This is a genomic window from Vibrio maritimus, from assembly GCF_021441885.1.
In the GTDB taxonomy this organism is placed as follows: domain Bacteria; phylum Pseudomonadota; class Gammaproteobacteria; order Enterobacterales; family Vibrionaceae; genus Vibrio; species Vibrio maritimus_B.
This window is the reverse complement of record NZ_CP090438.1, coordinates 3,189,183-3,206,170: the sequence shown is the minus strand read 5'-3', so window position 1 is coordinate 3,206,170 and position 16,988 is coordinate 3,189,183. Positions and strand designations below refer to the sequence as shown.

Genomic DNA, 16,988 nt, shown 5'->3' with positions numbered 1-16,988 from the left:
GTCCTCTGGAAATCACCTTCAGGTCTCGGGGTGAGACCTGAAGGGTGGACGAATTAGAATTTAATTGTCGTATTACCCGAAGTCAGTTCCGTTGCCGATTGTGCGCTATCCGTTAGCAGGTTCACTGATACTTTCTCAGTTGAAGGGAAGTGTGTAAACCATTGTGTATCAATTTGAGTCACTTTAGCTACATCTTCACAAGAGAATTGGTATTGAACTGAGAACTCACCATGGCCATCATGATGGTCGTGGTCGTGGTCGTGGTCGTGGTCGTGGTCGTGGTCGTGGTCGTGACCTTTGTGTTCGTCATGGTGATCGTGGTCATCATGTCCTTTATGGTCGTCATGATGCTCGTGACCTTTATGATCATCATGGTGATCGTGCTCGTCGTGGTGCTCGCCTTTCTCTAGCGTATTTTCGACATGCGCTTCTACTAGCTTACAGCTTGCTGTTGCTGGAATGGTAAGGATGCTATCAACATCGTTCAGTTTTGCTTTTGCATCAGCCATTGCCGCTTTCTCGGCATCCGTTTTAGGAGCATGCTCAAAACCTACAACATCAGCACCCGGTGCAGTAATTTCCACTAAAAGATCTTGACCATCTTGAGCAATATTAAATTCTACGTGGCCGTGCACATGGGCGTCGTGTTGACGGAAGTGATCATCGGCAACCGCGAATTGCGATACAACGAGACCAGCTAAGAGTGTCATCTTTAGTTTCATGATTAATCCTTAATAACGATGTAAAAGTACTGGATACCAATGCCGGTAAAGATGCGCATAAATCGCCGGGTGCAGAGGTCTCCCTCGAGAACGATGCGACTTGTTCTCGTTTAACTGTGGTTTGTTATGTTATAACAAACGAAGATATTTTCCAGAAGAAACAACATCGGGTTCGTGGTTTCTCTTTCAGAACAACAAAAAAAGGAGCCATTTAGGCTCCCTTTTAGAATTTTTTATCGCTGGTTAGATGTTGTCTGTGACCAGGCTAAGCACTTGCTGGATATCCGCTTCGCTTAGTGCACCCTCTTTGACATACAGAATCTTGCCTTGCTTGTCTTGAACGATGATTGCTGAGCTTTCTTCAGCTAGCTGCCAAGCGTTTGCAACGAGACCGTGCTTGTCGAGTACCATCGAGGACCATGGGAACTCTTTCTTGCTGTCTTCAGCTGATGATTTAACAAATGAGCTTGTACCCCACATAGCATCATCTTGGTTAATGACGGTAGTGGTTTGGTAGCTTTCTTTTGGAAAGTCAGCAGCGGTGATTGCCGCCATGAGTGGCGCGTTCATTTCTTTAGAGCTACTGCGGCCCGCGATAGCTTGGATGACGCGCACTTTGCCAAGCATATCGCCACTGCTCCATGCTTGATAGCTGATGGCATCGTTGTTGAGAATTAGCTCACCGTGATCTTTTACCGATACGGAGCGAGCATTACTGCCTACTTGGAGGTTAGTTGCCATAGCAAGTGCAGGCATAAACAGCACGGCTAGGGTGAGGAGAGGCTTTAGTTTCATTGTAATAGTTTCCGTTACTTTAATATTGGGCGGCATACCTTAGGTGAACTTATGATATGCCACAACTTTAATTGTGTTGATTTGACCAAGAAATGTCCCTCACTTGATAAAATCATTTCAAGCATAACAGCAATTTATAGTTTGTTGCAAAGTTGTTAACTTTTGTTTGTGTCTCAAGAAATTTAGCGTATAATTTCAATCGATCGCAAAATATATTGCGAGTTCACTCGCAAGATGCGAGTAACACTAGGATGTACTCAAACGGATATTGAGGTTAGGTTATGTTGCGTAAGTTTACGGTTTATCGTCCGCGTCAGATCGCGAAGTTTGTAAAGACGTTATTTAAGGGGCAGTTCTTCATTGCTGGTATTGGTTTGTTCCGATTCGACAACGGCAAGGTGTTGTTACCTGAAGTGGCAGACAGGCAAAAGCTTGTCGCCTTCAAAGAGATTAATGTCGAGATTGCTGCACTAGCACTCTAACTGACAAAAGAATTCTTCAAGCCCTCGCATTGCGAGGGCTTTTTCGTGTCTACGGGTTTAGCTCTGGTGGAAAACACACGCCGGTGCCACCGATTCCGCAGTAACCATTTGGATTTTTAGCCAGGTACTGTTGGTGGTAGATTTCAGCAAAGTAGTACTCGCCAAGCGGTAAGATCTCTGTAGTGATTCCTTGCGACCCTAATGCTTGCTGATATTGTTGCTGGGTCTGTTTTGCGACTTGGTCTTGTTCTAGGTTTGCAGTATAGATTGCAGAGCGATACTGAGTGCCAATATCGTTGCCCTGTCGCATCCCTTGTGTTGGGTCGTGCTTTTCCCAGAAGGTGCGTAAAATCTCCGGTAAAGAAGTCTTAGTTGTGTCGAACACAACTCGAACGACTTCTGTGTGGCCGGTTAAACCACTGCATACCTCTTCATATGTAGGGTTGGGTGTAAAGCCGCCTGAATAACCTACAGAGGTTGATATCACCCCAGGCAATTGCCAGAACAAACGCTCAGCCCCCCAAAAGCAACCTAGGCCTAGAACGATACTTTCTTCATTTTGATTGAGTTCAGCGTTGAGGTCTGACTGATTAACAAAATGAGGCTCCATGATGGCAATTGCCACATCTCGGCCAGGTAGTGCTTGGTCGGAGGAAATCATTTCTTTTTTACCCATCGTCAGTTCCTTTTCTAGACTATTATTTCAAGTGCGAAGCGCCTGAAAACTAAAATATAACACCGATATAGCATCTGTTTGATTGTTGCTTGAAGACATCTAAATCGATCAGAGTTATCATTCTACGTAACAACAAAAACAAACGCATCACAGCCTCACAATAAAGCATGATAAAGAGACTTTTACCACCGCTATTGCTGATCCTATCGCCGACTTTGGTATTTGCCGAAGAGAGCGTTTCTTTGGATATTAAAGGACTTAGCGGAGCGCTTCAGGATAATGTCGATGCGTATGTATCTGCGATCCCCAGTAATGAATACTCCACATCACTCAGATTTCAGTCTCGATTGACCAAAGAGATAGAAGAAGCCATCAATGCTTTAGGATATTACAACCCAGAGATCGATTTTGTCGTCAGTGATAATGGGGATCAACTTACCGTCAATGTGACCCCAGGACCTCCAACTAGGATCAAGCTTGTCGATGTACAGCTCTCTGGAGAGGCGAAAGATGATGAAGATTTCATGCGTCTTATCAGGCTCTCACCGTTAAAAGAGGGCCAGACCCTTAACCATAACCAATACGATAGCCTTAAGTCTGGCATTCGCAACTTAGCGCTACAAAAAGGGTATTTCGACGGAGCCTACTCTGTCAGTCGTCTGGAGGTTATTCCTAAGCTTAATGAAGCGATTATTCGTCTTCACTATGATAGTGGCATTCGCTATCAGTTTGGTAAGTCGACCATTACAGGCAGCCAAATTGATATTCAAAAGGTTCAGTCACTGCAGCCTTATGAGATCGGTGACGATTATCAAGTGAGCAAAGTGGGTCAGCACAACCAAAATCTTTCCAATACGGAATGGTTTTCATCAGTATTTGTTGAGCCTGATCTCTCTCAAGTGGGTAAAGGGCGCGAGTTGCCGATGAAGGTGTCACTGGCGCCGCAAGTGCGAAATCAGTTTGAAACGGGTTTGGGCTATTCAACCGATGTTGGCGCTAAGCTTAAATTCAAGTGGAAGAAACCTTGGCTCAATGAGCATGGGCATAGCTTTGATACCAGTTTGGACTTGTCGATTCCAGAGCAACAAGTAACGGCAAGTTATAAAATTCCTCTCGACGACGTGCTCAAAGATTACTACGTGATTCAATACGGTCTAAAAAACGTTAACCGTAGTGATAAGAAAACCTTGGAGTCGAACCTAGCCTTCGAGAGACACTGGGTGCTAGACAGTGGTTGGCATCGTACCGCCTATATTCGTTACCTTGTTGAAAACTATGAGTTTAACGCGCAGGGTGAGCTAGGTCAGTTTGTGCTGCCAGGCTTGTCCTATTCACGAGTAGTCACTCGTGGTAGTGGGCCGCTTATTATGAGCGGTAACAAGCAAACCATCATGTTTGAGGTAGGGGATGAGCGAGCACTGTCGGAAACCTCTGTATTCAGGCTTCGAGGTACCTCGACTTGGATTTCGAGTCTCGGTGAAAACCATAGAGGCTTATTCAAGGTCGATGTGGGTGCCAACATAGCGGCGGAACCGTCTAAACTGTCACCCTCTTTGCGCTTCTTCGCTGGTGGTGATAACAGTGTTAGGGGTTATGACTACGAAAGTATCTCGCCAGTGGATGACGCAGGAAATAAAACGGGTGGTCAATACATCGCAACCAGTACCCTCGAATATCAATATCGAATCACGGGTAACTGGTGGGGAGCAACCTTCTTTGATGTGGGTGATGCCTTTGATGATGATCCAGAATGGAAACGAGGCGCAGGCTTCGGCGTGCGTTGGGTGTCACCAGTTGGCCCCGTCAAATTTGACTATGCACGCGGACTCGATAACAAACCACAAGCCGAATGGCGAATTCACTTTAGCTTAGGGCCAGAACTATGATGTCGAAAGTTTGGCGTGTCACCAAATGGTGTTCTATCGGTCTTGTCACTTTAATCTTGCTTATCATCGCAACGATTGGTTTTGCGCTGTTTACTAATGCCGGTCTTAATACCGTGTTGTGGGGTGTTAACAAGGCACTGCCACAACTTGAGGTTGGTGAGACGCAGGGTGCACTGTTCCCTAGATTTACTCTTAATGATGTGAAGTTTGTCGATGAAAGTCTTTTTATCGATTTAAACGCTCACTCACTTACTCTGGCCGTGGATCTCAATTGCCTGTCTGACCCGCGAGTGTGTGTGAACGAACTTACGATTCAGGGGTTGGATTTCAAAATGCCAGAGGTCGCTCCGAGTGAGCCGTCTCCAGAGCCAAGTGAACCTCTGACCAAGATCAGTCTGCCAATCCCTGTTGCGATTGGTCGGGTCAGTTTTGATGATATCAAGCTGGATATTCTTGGGACGCAGGTGAGTTGGGATAGTTTTACCACCTCACTTGCCATGACTGGCTCTAACTTAACGGTGGGCGATACTCGTTTATTGACACCTATCGTAAGGCTTCCAGAATCAGAAAGCGAGCCAGAACCAACACCACCACAGACAGACGATACCCCTCAAGCCATAGAGCTTCCCGAGGTTCTGATCCCGCTGTTTGTTAACATTGCGGGCCTCGAGATTGTCGATTTTAAGTTGGAGCAGGAAGAGCCTGTTATCGTGGATCGTTTGAAGCTCATAGGTCGGGCCGGTGAGCACGATGTCCGCGTGACGAATCTTGAGCTTGAGATGCCGATGGTCGATGCCTCACTTAACGGTGATATTACGCTTAATCAAGGGTATCCTCTCGATTTGCTGCTCAATGCTCACCTAAAACAAACCGATTTAGCAGGTCAAAAACTGTCACTTAAAGCAAATGGCAGTGTCGAAGAGCTCACTTTAGACAGTGAGTTTACGGGTGTTATCGAGGGGCTTCTCAAAGGGCAATTGAAGCCCTTAGAGCCGACTTTACCGTTTGATGCCACCATTACCAGCGCCAAGGCGACTTGGCCTCTCACGGGCGAATCAGACTATCAAGTTGCCGTTGAATCATTGGCGGCCAAAGGGTCACTCGATGGCTATGATGTGAGCTTAAAGGCTTCGGCGTCCGGTAAGGAGATTCCGGATGTTGCTGTTGATCTTGTTGGTAAAGGCGACCTCGAGCAAATAGATTTGAGCAAACTGTCGATTGATAGCCTGGGTGGTAATGTGTCTGGTCAAGTGATGGCTAACTGGGCTGCGCCTGTAAATTGGCAGGGGGATATTAACCTCACCAATATTCAGCCAGGACTACAGTGGCCAGATGCTGAGGGTAATATCAGTGGCCACATCGTGACTTCGGGCTCTCTAACCGATGCAGGAGGATGGCAAGTAGCGGTACCAATACTCGATGTGGTTGGCATTCTGCGTGACTACCCTATCGATATCAAGGGGCAAGTTGAGGCCTCAGATGAGAATAGCTCAGGTGAGTTTAAGGTCGATACTCAGGGGCTATCCATCGCTCACGGACCGAACAAGCTCAATGCTCAGGGTAAGCTGGACAAAACTTGGGATATGAAGGTCGATATCGACTTTTCTGATCTGGCGAAATCCGTCCCCGATTTATCCGGCATCTTAAGGGGAAATGTTGAGCTCAAAGGCGCGATGCAAGAGCCCGATATTGCTACTGATCTTCGAATCGAAAAGGTTCAGTGGAAACAAGAGGCTAGCCTTGAGCAGCTTTCTTTAGTAGGTACCGCTAAACCTCTGCCGATTGAGCAAGCACAAGCCGATATTCGTTTGAATGCGAGTGGGCTCAAGTATCAGGATCAGACGGTCGACTCTGCAAACGTAACGCTTTCTGGGACGCAGGCAGCGCATACATTGACGCTCGATGTGGTCTCTAAGCTTGCTTCGATTAAACTTGCTGTCAGTGGTGCATTGACAGAAAAGCCCAGTCTTACATGGGCAGGAGAGCTGGCTGACGTTCATATTGAAACCGAACAAGGGCCTCTAGACCTAACAGAGCCCGTCGCCATCAAGGTTGATATTGATAAACAGGTTGCCAATGTTGCTGCGCACTGCTGGGCACAAGCTGACTCTAGACTTTGTCTAGAGAAAGATATTGAGGCGGGACAGTCGGGTGAGGCGCTTGTTACGATCAAGAATTTTAACTTTGATCAGATCAAAGCTTACATTCCGGAAAATACGGTCATTGATGGCAGTGCCAATATTACCGCGTGGGCAAAGTGGGCTCCGGATGCATCACCAGAAGTGAAACTGGACGTCGCGTTGCCAAAAGGCACTGTCACACAGAGCTTAGAAACGCCATTGGTTTTGGGCTGGGAGCAAGTGAGCGTGAAAGCAAATCTTGCCGAAGACAAGCTTGATGCCAGTTGGCTAATTGATGTTACAGATAATGGTGACTTGTCGGGCAACGTAACCTTGCCGAACGTTTTGGCAGAAAATAAGACCATCGATGGTGAGCTAAATCTATCGACGTTCAATCTAGATTTTCTTCAGCCTATCGTTGGTGAGTTCAACAAGCTGAAAGCGAACCTTGCTGCCGATATTAAGATCAAAGGTGACGCACTGCACCCGCAATTATTTGGTCAGTTCTCAGTTTCCGATCTCTCTCTTCAAGGTGATATCTCGCCAATTCAAGTCGACTCGGGCCAGGTAGACATAGATTTTAGTGGTTACGATGCATTGCTTGATGCCAAGATTCAAACCTCTGACGGCGAGTTAAAACTGGCGGGTGATGGTAATTGGCAAGACCTTAAGGCATGGCGCACTAAACTTAGAGTGTTTGCAGACGAGCTCAATGTTGATGTGCCACCTATGGTGAGAGTTAAAGTTGTGCCTGATATGACCATAGAGGCCAACCCTAATCTAGCTAAGGTCACGGGTTCTATCGGTTTGCCATGGGGACGAATTTTAGTTGAGGAACTGCCACAGAGTGCGGTCGCGGTTTCAAGCGATCAGGTTCTACTAAACCCTGATATGACGCCTGTCGACGAAGAGACGGCAGTGCCATTTAATATTGAAACCGACGTTTCGATCACTATTGGCAATGACTTCACCATTACCGCGTTCGGTCTTAAAGGTGGCTTGCGAGGCAAACTGCATGTATCACAAAAAGACCAAGGTCCGTTTGTCCAAGGTGAAGTGAACATTGTTGACGGTTCTTATAGCTCATTTGGTCAAGACCTTCTTATCGAAGAGGGTAAGATCCTGATGACGGGACCTGTGGATCAGCCATACGTCAACATTACGGCGATTCGAAATCCAGATACAACGGCTGATGATGTTAAAGCTGGGGTAAAGGTCTCTGGATTGGCGACGGAGCCAACGATCGAGATCTTCTCTGACCCAACAATGCCACAGGCAAATGCGCTGTCCTATCTACTTAGGGGGCAGGATATTGATGGTGAGACGGGGGGTAACGCGCTCACGACGACCTTGATTGGCTTGAGTCTAGCTCGTAGCGGTAAGGTTGTGGGTGATATTGGTCAGGCATTCGGTGTACAAGACCTACAACTAGACACCGCAGGCACAGGTGATGACTCACAGGTAACAGTGAGTGGTTATGTATTGCCTGGGCTTCAGGTTAAATATGGTGTAGGTATCTTCAACTCACTCGGTGAGTTTACGGTGCGCTATCGAATCATCGAAGATTTTTACGTAGAAGCAGTATCAGGCTTGTACAGTTCAGTGACCTTCTTGTATCAGTTTGAGGTCGACTAACAGAGCTCGAATGAAGAGCGGTGAGTTGATGCAAAGACAAGACTGTTTCGTACTAGCTATGTAAATAGGAGGTTCTATGCCAAAGAAAATGCAGAGACACTTATTACTACTGAGTACATTGGTGCTGATATCCGCTTGCGTGCAGCTCAAGCCGCCGACACAAGGTGACCAACAACGCTGGCAAGATTTTGGTTACCAATGGGCGATGAAAGGCTACATCATTGAAAGCCAGAATGAACTTGCCAAAAAAGTGCCGGATATTAGCGATGATAATTTCAAAAGCTATCAATCGGGCTATCAATCTGGAAAGAGTGAATATTGTAAGCAAGACCCGTTCATTCTTGGGCACCAAGGAAATATCTACTACGGCATTTGTAATGATTTAGATAGACGTTATGCCGAAGAATACTGGCGTGGCAAGAACGCCCGCGCTCGACGTTGATAAGGGGGAGATATGAGAGTGTTAATAACATCCCTAACCCTGTTGCTGTTGGTCGCTTGTGCGCAGTCTTCAGGGCCGGCAAGCAATAAGCCGAGCGATTGGCGTCAATATGGCAAAGAGGAAGCGCTGGTTGGTTATGTCAAACAAACCACGCAAGAGCTAGCAGCGGCTGCAACGGTTTCAGTAACGAATGAGATCTACAGTGCGTATTCTGATGGGTACGAGCAAGGAAGAGCAGAGTACTGTATGCAAGACCCCAAGATTCTGGGTAAGAAAGGCGAGCTCTATCGCGGCATTTGTGATGAGTTGAGGCCGACGTTTCGTACCTGGTACAACAACGGCAAAGCCTCGCGGGGCCGAAGCCTTTATTGAGTAGTAAAGCGTCATCCACAAAAAAAGCTCTCGAACGTTAAGCCGAGAGCTTTTTAAATGCTATTTACTTCGATTAATTACCGCTTCGATTACTTACCTTGCGCGCGGTCGTATGAAGATTGAATCTCATCACGAGCGGCTTGCACGTCAGCCCAACCGTCCACTTTCACCCACTTACCTGCTTCGAGCTCTTTGTAGCGCTCAAAGAACTGCGTGATTTGAGCTTTTAGTAACTCTGGGATATCACCGACGTCTTGAATATGGTCATACTCTTTTGAAAGCTTGCTGTGCGGCACTGCAAACACTTTTGCGTCTTCACCTGACTCATCAGTCATCTTCAAGACGCCAACAGGGCGGCATCGAATAACTGAGCCTGGCATCAGTGGATAAGGTGTTGGAACCAATACGTCTACCGGATCTCCATCCAAAGAGAGCGTATGGTTAACGTAACCATAGTTGCATGGGTAGAACATAGGGGCAGACATGAAACGATCAACAAATACTGCGCCAGAATCTTTATCTACCTCGTACTTGATAGGATCTGCGTTGGCAGGAATTTCGATTACTACATAGATATCATCAGGCAGCGACTTACCCGCTGGTACATTGTTTAAGCTCATTTTGACTTTCCTTTTTCTTTATACATCATTCCCTCTGACGTAAGGAATGTGGGGCTGAAATACGAATCGTTTACAGGTCAGTATACTTGCTTACTTTTAAAACAAAAAGTGCCTCTAATGAGAGGCACTTCGAAGTTATTGGTCTTTATACTCTTCGAGGAATGATTCGACTTTTTCGACCATTCGCTTAGAGCCGACAAAGAATGGCACGCGCTGGTGGAGCTCAGTAGGCTTGATATCCATGATGCGCTGTTCACCATCTGAAGCGATACCGCCAGCTTGCTCCATAATGAATGCCATAGGGTTGCACTCGTAAAGTAGACGCAGTTTACCGCTTGGATGACTCTGTGTACTTGGGTACAGGTAGATGCCGCCTTTTAGCAGGTTGCGGTGGAAATCTGACACCAATGAACCGATGTAGCGTGACGTATACGGACGCTTATCTTCTGGCACATTCTCCTGACAGTACTTGATGTACTTCTTCACACCCATAGGGAAACGGATGTAGTTCCCTTCGTTGATCGAGTAGATAGTGCCATCTTCAGGGATCATCATATTCTCATGAGACAGACAGAAGCTGCCGATCGACGGGTCATAGGTGAAGCCGTTAACGCCTTTACCGGTTGTATATACCAACATGGTTGATGAACCGTAGACGACGTAACCTGCGGCAACTTGTTTGTTACCAGGCTGCAGGAAGTCTTCTTGAGTAGGTGGAGTGCCTACCGGAGAGATTCGACGGTAAATAGAGAAGATAGTACCAACCGATACGTTAACATCGATGTTTGACGAACCGTCTAGAGGATCCATCAACACAACATACTTAGCGTTCTTGTTGAGTTCTTTATTGAACGCGACTGCCTCATCTTCTTCTTCACTCGCGACACCACAAACTTGGTCACGCGCTTCTAGCGCTGCTTTGAACTTATCGTTCGCATAGACATCAAGTTTTTGCTGAGCTTCGCCTTGAACATTGTCTGTGCCAACAGCACCAGTGATATCAACAAGACCAGCCTTGTTGATTTCGCGGTTAACAATTTTTGCAGCAAGTCTAATAGAAGACAAAAGAGAGGAGAGATCACCGCTAGCGTGGGGGAAATCATGTTGCTTCTCAACAATGAATTCGCCAAGGGTGCGCATATCAGACATGTTATATCCTTAACTTTTTTGCTTATTTTCTTGGGGGTATGTGCGTGGAGTGACGCGCAGTCAAACGATTGCGCGAGTTTGGGGGTATTCATCTACACACATGGTTATTGTAGGGGGCAGAACTTTTTAATGGTAATGAAGTAAGACTACAGAGTGTTAATTTGTATGATGAATGTCACATTTATTTGTCTAACCACTAACTTTCTCGCTTTTAACACGCGCTTTGGGTATATATAGCGACAATGGCGTAAACTAACACGCAACAAAGATTAAGAGAGCAAGTTATGCATATTCATATCCTTGGTATCTGCGGCACCTTTATGGGTGGCGCTGCCGTTTTGGCGCAGCAGTTAGGACATCGAGTGACGGGCAGTGATGCCAACGTTTACCCCCCAATGAGCACGTTATTGGAATCTGAGGGTATCGAGATCATCGAGGGCTTCGACCCATCGCAGCTTAACCCGGCACCAGACCTTGTTGTTATCGGCAATGCAATGAGTCGCGGTAATCCTTGTGTCGAGTATGTACTTAATCACAATCTTCGATACACCTCAGGCCCTCAGTGGCTACAAGAATTCTTACTGCATGACCGCTGGGTGTTGGCGGTATCAGGGACTCATGGCAAAACCACGACGTCCAGTATGCTGAGCTGGATATTAGAAGACTGCGGTTATCAACCAGGTTTCTTAGTTGGCGGGGTGTTAGGGAACTTTGGTCAGTCGGCAAGGCTAGGTGAATCAATGTTCTTTGTCGTCGAAGCGGATGAGTACGACAGTGCTTTTTTCGACAAACGTTCTAAGTTTGTACACTACCATCCACGCACCTTGATCATGAATAATCTAGAGTTTGATCATGCGGACATCTTCGATGATCTTGAGGCGATCAAGCGCCAGTTCCACCACTTAGTGAGAACCGTGCCAGGTAACGGTCGCATTATGGCGCCGAAAGCCGATAAAGCCTTGGTGGATGTATTGGGGCGTGGCTGCTGGAGTGAGGTCGAGCACACTGGTCCTGACGCTGACTGGCATGCGAATAAGCTAAATATCGACGGCTCACACTTTGAGGTCTACTTGCACGGCGAAAAAGTGGGGGAGGTCAACTGGGATTTGGTTGGCGATCACAATGTGGATAATGCGCTGATGGCCATCGCAGGTGCGAGACATGTGGGGGTAACACCGGATCTCGCTTGCGAAGCGCTGGGTAAGTTCATCAATACCAAGCGACGTTTAGAGCTAAAAGGCGAAGTCAATCAAGTGACGGTCTATGATGACTTTGCCCATCATCCAACAGCCATTGAACTCACATTGGATGGGCTTCGTAACAAGGTCGGCGATAAGCGAATCTTTGCGGTATTAGAGCCGCGCAGCGCAACGATGAAGCGTGGTGTACACAAAGAGACGCTGGCGCAATCTTTAACCAAAGCCGACCAAGTCTTCTTGTTCCAGCCAGATAGCATTGAGTGGTCCGTGCAAGACATTGCTGATGCTTGTATCCAACCAGCGCGCGTCAGTGATGATATCGATTCACTGGTCGCAATGATCGCGGATCAGGCTCAAGCGGGTGATCAAATCCTTGTCATGAGTAACGGCGGTTTTGGTGGCATTCATCAGAAATTACTGGAGGCACTTGCCTAATGAAACCGGCAGACAAAGCCATTACTCTAGCATTCACTGGCGCGTCAGGCGCGCCTTACGGCATGCGCTTGCTTGAATGCTTGCTTGCTCAAGATTACACCGTCTATCTTCTTATTTCTTCCGCAGCTCGCGTGGTGTTGGCGACCGAGCACGATATCAAGCTGCCAAGTGGTCCAGATGCGGCACACAAAGCCCTAGTCGAGCGCCTTAAGTGCGATCCAGAGAAGCTGGTTGTTTGTGGTAAAGAGGATTGGTTCTCTCCTGTTGCATCAGGTTCAGCGGCGCCTAAACAAATGATCGTTTGTCCTTGCTCTGCGGGCAGTGTGGCGGCAATTGCGCATGGTATGTCGGATAATCTGATCGAGCGCGCTGCGGATGTGGTGATCAAAGAGAAAGGTCAGCTTCTTTTGGTGGTGCGTGAAACGCCATTTTCGACCATTCATCTGGAGAACATGCACAAGCTGTCACAGATGGGCGTGACAATTATGCCAGCGGCACCTGGCTTTTATCATCAGCCTCAGTCTATTGATGACTTGGTGGACTTTATTGTTGCTCGCGTGTTGGACCATATGGGGCTTGAGCAAAACCTTGTGCCTCGCTGGGGATATGACCAACGATAATTGAGCGTGGGTTAACTGAAATTAAGGATAGATTTGGCGAATCTGTGACGAAAAGGTTACAATTCGCCTGCAAAAGGTTGTAACTCACGGGGTGCACTAGCAGTGGTGCTGAGAGAAGGCGAAGCCTGATACCCGCGTACTTTCGAGAACAGCCCTGATCCAGATAATGCTGGCGTAGGGATGAGGCTGCAATACTCACTGAGCATGTTCACTTGGTTTGAATCATGATGTCTGGTGACTGTTATTTCTGTCCATCGCATCGCGTTCAATAGCTCTTTGCTGCTATAGAACGTTACGACATTTTTTCTGGATCTGACAACAATAACTAAGGACAGAACCAGTGAAAAACCACTCAATCACCAAAGTCGCTCTAGCGACCGCACTTCTTGCGACCTCTCATCTTGCCGCAGCCGATACGCTGACGGTCTACACCTATGATTCGTTTGCTTCTGACTGGGGACCTGGTCCTGCGATTGAGAAAGCATTCGAAGCACAATGTGGCTGTGATCTAAACTTTGTTGCTCTTGACGATGGTGTCTCGATCCTTAATCGACTGCGCCTAGAAGGCAGCAGCACACAAGCCGATGTGGTGCTGGGTTTGGACAACAACTTGATGAGTGAAGCGAAGAAATCAGGCCTGCTCGGCAAGCACAACGCAGACTTGTCTTCCGTGTCGCTACCAAACGGTTGGAGCAATGATATTTTTGTCCCATTTGACTACGGTTATTTCGCGTTTGTGTACAACAAAGAGAAAGTGACTAACCCACCTAAGAGCCTTAAGGAGCTGGTCGAGCAGCGTGATGACCTAAAGGTTATCTTCCAAGACCCTCGCACCTCCACACCAGGACAAGGTTTATTGCTTTGGATGAAGTCGGTCTACGGTGACGATTCTAGTGCGGCATGGCAGCAGCTAGCGAAGAAAACCGTGACCGTGACTAAGGGGTGGTCAGAAGCTTATTCGATGTTCCTAGAGGGTGAATCGGATCTTGTATTGTCGTACACCACATCGCCGGCTTATCACATTATTGCTGAGCAAGATAATCGCTTTGTCGCGGCTGACTTTGCTGAGGGTCACTACACTCAGGTTGAAGTTGCAGCGAAAGTAGCGGGCAGTAAAAATCAGAAACTCGCCGACGAGTTTATGCAGTTCATTGTATCGGACGGCTTCCAATCCAACATCCCAACCGGAAACTGGATGTACCCTGTTGTAGATAGTAAGCTGCCAGAAGGGTTTGAAAACCTAACTGTTCCAGCGAAAGCTCTGTCGTTCTCACCAGATGAAGTCGCAAGCAATCGCAAAGCTTGGATTCGTGAGTGGCAAGCTGCGCTGATCAAGTAACGCCCAGAAATACGTTCGCCCTTCGTTTATATAGATAGGGGGCGAGCGGTTTTCGCTAACCGATGATGTCACTTTCCCATCCCTAGAGTGACTTTCTTCAGGCATCCACTTTCCATTGAGGTAACTGTGATTCAAACCCCTAAAGCTGGCTTAGTGGTCGCCTTGTTTATCGCAGTGTATGTGTCAGCGTCCCTGTGGACACTGCTGTCATACTCTTCGATCAGCGATATCGGTCTTCTCTTTACTGACCCGTATTATCAGCACGTTGCCAAGTTTAGTTTTTGGCAAGCAAGCCTATCTACGCTATTGAGCGTAGGGCTAGCCGTGCCTGTCGCTCACGCTTTCTCCCGTCGTCATTTTTGGGGACGAGAGTGGCTGCTCAAGTTGTTTGCTACCACTTTGGTGATGCCGGTTCTGGTCGGTGTGTTTGGTATTGTTGCCATCTATGGTAATCAAGGCATCATTTCAAGGTGGTTGAATGATGGCTCGGCGCTTTTTTCCATCTATGGGCTAAACGGAATTCTCCTAGCGCACGTTTTCTTTAATCTTCCCTTTGCTACACGTCTGTTGTTAGTGACCATCGAAGGCGTGCCGGAAGAGCAGCGTAAACTGGCGCTTCATCTTGGTATGAACAGTTGGCAATGTTTTCGTTTGGTGGAGTGGCCAAGGCTCAAATCGCATCTTCCCCATGTTATTGGGTTGGTCTTCATGCTGTGCTTTACCAGCTTTGCCACGGTAATGGCGTTGGGGGGAGGTCCACAGGCGACCACCATCGAGCTTGCCATCTATCAAGCGATAAAGTTTGATTTTGATTTACAGACTGGCGCTGTGCTAGCGCTGTGGCAGATGGGCATCTGCGCCTCTTTAGTGATGTTGGTGGGACGCTTTAGCAAACAGGTATCGGGTAAGAGTAATTTTCGCACGAAACCAAGCCTACAGCCCAAAGACACGGTGTTGAAAAAGAGCTGGGATAGTATTTGGATCATAGCAACCCTAATGCTCGTTATCCCTCCGATACTCGCTATTGTGCTCAGTGGATTGAACTCAAAGTTGACGGGCGTGCTTAGCGACCTGCGCTTTTGGAGTGCTGTCAGCACGTCTATCCAAGTGGCCATACTTGCGGCATGTATCTCGCTGCTGGTGGGTGTTATTTTACTCTCAACCACCCGTGTGCTTAGGCTCAAATCTCAGCCACGTCGCGCCGATAGCATTGAGCTCATTGGTACCATCATCTTAGTTACGCCCGCCTTGGTGCTCAGTACAGCAACCTTCTTGTTGCTGCGAGGCATGACGAACGTATTTAGCTTGGCGTTTGGCATCGTGGTGTTGGTCAATGCCTTGATGGCACTACCTTATGTCATCAAAACCCTAAATCAACCGATGCAGCGTATTGCGACACAGTACTATCCATTGTGGCAGAGCTTAGGCATGCAAGGATTACGTCGGTTCTGGTTGATGGAATGGCGTGCCATTCGTGCTCCGATACTGCATGCTTTTGCCATCAGTTTCATTTTGTCTATGGGTGACCTGACCGTTATTGCACTGTTTGGCAGCCAAGATTTTAACACCTTACCGCTTTACCTTTATCAGCTGATGGGGAGCTACCAGCTTGAGGCCGCAGCGGTGGTGTCACTGGTGCTATTTGCTTTCAGCATTGGTATTTTTTCACTCACCGATTCATTGAATCGAGCCTCGTACTCACATACCGTCACGTCTCAAACCAAACGTCAGGAAAGCTCTCGTCATGCTGAATCTAAATAACGTCGCCTATCGTTACCACAGTGATTGGTTTCATTTCTCGCTCGAGGTAAAACGCGGCGATATTGTTTCCCTTATTGGTCCAAGCGGGGCTGGCAAGTCAACACTATTGGCTTTGGTCTCTGGCTTTTGTCAGCCAGAATCTGGCGATATTGAGGTCGAAGGGCGGGGTATTGCGTCTTTGCAGCCTCATGAAAGACCCCTCTCTATGTTATTTCAAGAGCACAACCTTTTCGACCATTTGACGGTGTTCGACAATATTGGGTTGGGGTTGAACCCCGCGCTCAAACTGACCAGTTCGGACAAGGCAACGGTGGTCAGTGCAGCAGAAAAGGTAGGGTTAGGAGAGATGTTAACTCGCTTACCCTCAGAGCTCTCAGGTGGTCAAAAACAGCGAGTTGCCCTGGCGCGTTGTTTTGTGCAGCCGCATCCTATTTGGCTTTTGGATGAGCCTTTTTCCGCTCTTGACCCCATCCTGCGCAAAGAGATGCTGACGGTGGTGCAAGACTTGGCAACAGAAAAACAGGCAACGGTGATTATGGTGACGCATCATCTTAGTGACGCGCGTGCTATTGCCAATCGTTTTACCTATCTTGCCAATGGCAAAATCGAGGTAATCGGGGAGATAGAAGAATTAACCTCAACGCACCCTAACCAAGCATTAGCGGCATTTGTACAAGCTGCGCATTAGGCAAACAAAAAGGCAACGAATCACGCCGTTGCCTATTTGATATCACG

General features: G+C 47.5%; 15 protein-coding genes and 1 riboswitch. Of the genes, 10 read left to right on the top strand and 5 right to left on the bottom strand.

Annotation, left to right across the window (positions count from 1 at the left end; all coding sequences use genetic code 11):
• Positions 1 to 53: 53 nt before the first annotated feature.
• Both zrgA and LY387_RS14600 read right to left on the bottom strand, forming a co-directional pair.
• Positions 54 to 722, bottom strand: coding sequence for a zinc uptake protein ZrgA (gene zrgA, locus LY387_RS14605; RefSeq protein ID WP_234494631.1), 669 nt, complete (start codon positions 720 to 722; stop codon positions 54 to 56).
• Between the two features lie 243 nt (positions 723 to 965).
• Complete coding sequence (locus LY387_RS14600; protein WP_042478718.1) at positions 966 to 1,517, bottom strand: YtfJ family protein; 552 nt, start codon at positions 1,515 to 1,517, stop codon at positions 966 to 968.
• A 281-nt stretch (positions 1,518 to 1,798) separates the two neighbouring features.
• Here LY387_RS14600 and LY387_RS14595 point away from each other — a divergent pair, with 281 nt between their 5' ends.
• On the top strand, positions 1,799 to 1,999 hold the full coding sequence (locus tag LY387_RS14595; protein WP_042478719.1) for a DUF1107 domain-containing protein: 201 nt from the start codon (positions 1,799 to 1,801) through the stop codon (positions 1,997 to 1,999).
• Positions 2,000 to 2,048: 49 nt separating this feature from the next.
• On the opposite strand, the gene msrA is transcribed toward LY387_RS14595, so the two are convergent.
• Positions 2,049 to 2,675 carry a peptide-methionine (S)-S-oxide reductase MsrA gene (msrA, locus tag LY387_RS14590; RefSeq protein WP_234494630.1) on the bottom strand — a complete coding sequence of 209 codons (627 nt, stop codon included), beginning with the start codon at positions 2,673 to 2,675 and terminating at the stop codon, positions 2,049 to 2,051.
• Between the two features lie 167 nt (positions 2,676 to 2,842).
• On the opposite strand from msrA, the gene LY387_RS14585 reads away from it, so the two are divergent.
• The 4 genes from LY387_RS14585 (at position 2,843) to LY387_RS14570 (ending at position 9,130) form a co-directional block, all read left to right on the top strand.
• Positions 2,843 to 4,561, top strand: coding sequence for an autotransporter assembly complex protein TamA (locus LY387_RS14585; RefSeq protein WP_234494629.1), 1,719 nt, complete (start codon positions 2,843 to 2,845; stop codon positions 4,559 to 4,561).
• Positions 4,558 to 8,316 (top strand): translocation/assembly module TamB domain-containing protein, encoded by a 3,759-nt coding sequence (locus LY387_RS14580; RefSeq protein ID WP_234494627.1) that lies wholly within the window; start codon positions 4,558 to 4,560, stop codon positions 8,314 to 8,316. Before LY387_RS14585 ends, LY387_RS14580 begins: the two co-directional genes overlap by 4 nt.
• Before the next feature lie 76 nt (positions 8,317 to 8,392).
• Positions 8,393 to 8,758: a DUF2799 domain-containing protein gene (locus LY387_RS14575; RefSeq protein ID WP_234494625.1), complete on the top strand. Its 366-nt coding sequence runs from the start codon at positions 8,393 to 8,395 to the stop codon at positions 8,756 to 8,758.
• A 12-nt stretch (positions 8,759 to 8,770) separates the two neighbouring features.
• On the top strand, positions 8,771 to 9,130 hold the full coding sequence (locus tag LY387_RS14570; protein WP_234494624.1) for a DUF2799 domain-containing protein: 360 nt from the start codon (positions 8,771 to 8,773) through the stop codon (positions 9,128 to 9,130).
• An 89-nt stretch (positions 9,131 to 9,219) separates the two neighbouring features.
• Here LY387_RS14570 and ppa read toward each other — a convergent pair whose 3' ends face one another.
• Together ppa and fbp are read right to left on the bottom strand one after the other, a co-directional pair.
• On the bottom strand, positions 9,220 to 9,750 hold the full coding sequence (ppa, locus tag LY387_RS14565; RefSeq protein WP_128649142.1) for an inorganic diphosphatase: 531 nt from the start codon (positions 9,748 to 9,750) through the stop codon (positions 9,220 to 9,222).
• A 135-nt stretch (positions 9,751 to 9,885) separates the two neighbouring features.
• Complete coding sequence (gene fbp / locus LY387_RS14560; RefSeq protein ID WP_234494623.1) at positions 9,886 to 10,899, bottom strand: class 1 fructose-bisphosphatase; 1,014 nt, start codon at positions 10,897 to 10,899, stop codon at positions 9,886 to 9,888.
• Between the two features lie 284 nt (positions 10,900 to 11,183).
• On the opposite strand from fbp, the gene mpl reads away from it, so the two are divergent.
• The 5 genes from mpl to thiQ all read left to right on the top strand — a co-directional run bounded on the left by mpl (position 11,184) and on the right by thiQ (position 16,941).
• Positions 11,184 to 12,533, top strand: coding sequence for a UDP-N-acetylmuramate:L-alanyl-gamma-D-glutamyl-meso-diaminopimelate ligase (gene mpl / locus LY387_RS14555; protein WP_234494622.1), 1,350 nt, complete (start codon positions 11,184 to 11,186; stop codon positions 12,531 to 12,533).
• Positions 12,533 to 13,153, top strand: a complete 621-nt coding sequence (locus LY387_RS14550) for a flavin prenyltransferase UbiX (protein WP_234494621.1) — start codon at positions 12,533 to 12,535, stop codon at positions 13,151 to 13,153. The genes mpl and LY387_RS14550 overlap by 1 nt, the downstream gene beginning before the upstream one ends.
• A gap of 77 nt (positions 13,154 to 13,230) precedes the next feature.
• Positions 13,231 to 13,351: riboswitch (TPP riboswitch) on the top strand.
• 142 nt (positions 13,352 to 13,493) lie between these two features.
• On the top strand, positions 13,494 to 14,492 hold the full coding sequence (gene thiB / locus LY387_RS14545; RefSeq protein WP_234494620.1) for a thiamine ABC transporter substrate binding subunit: 999 nt from the start codon (positions 13,494 to 13,496) through the stop codon (positions 14,490 to 14,492).
• A gap of 126 nt (positions 14,493 to 14,618) precedes the next feature.
• The gene (gene thiP, locus LY387_RS14540; protein WP_234494619.1) at positions 14,619 to 16,253 is read left to right on the top strand and encodes a thiamine/thiamine pyrophosphate ABC transporter permease; all 1,635 of its coding nucleotides are present in this window, start codon (positions 14,619 to 14,621) and stop codon (positions 16,251 to 16,253) included.
• Complete coding sequence (thiQ, locus tag LY387_RS14535) at positions 16,237 to 16,941, top strand: thiamine ABC transporter ATP-binding protein (RefSeq protein ID WP_234494618.1); 705 nt, start codon at positions 16,237 to 16,239, stop codon at positions 16,939 to 16,941. The genes thiP and thiQ overlap by 17 nt, the downstream gene beginning before the upstream one ends.
• Positions 16,942 to 16,988 lie beyond the last annotated feature (47 nt).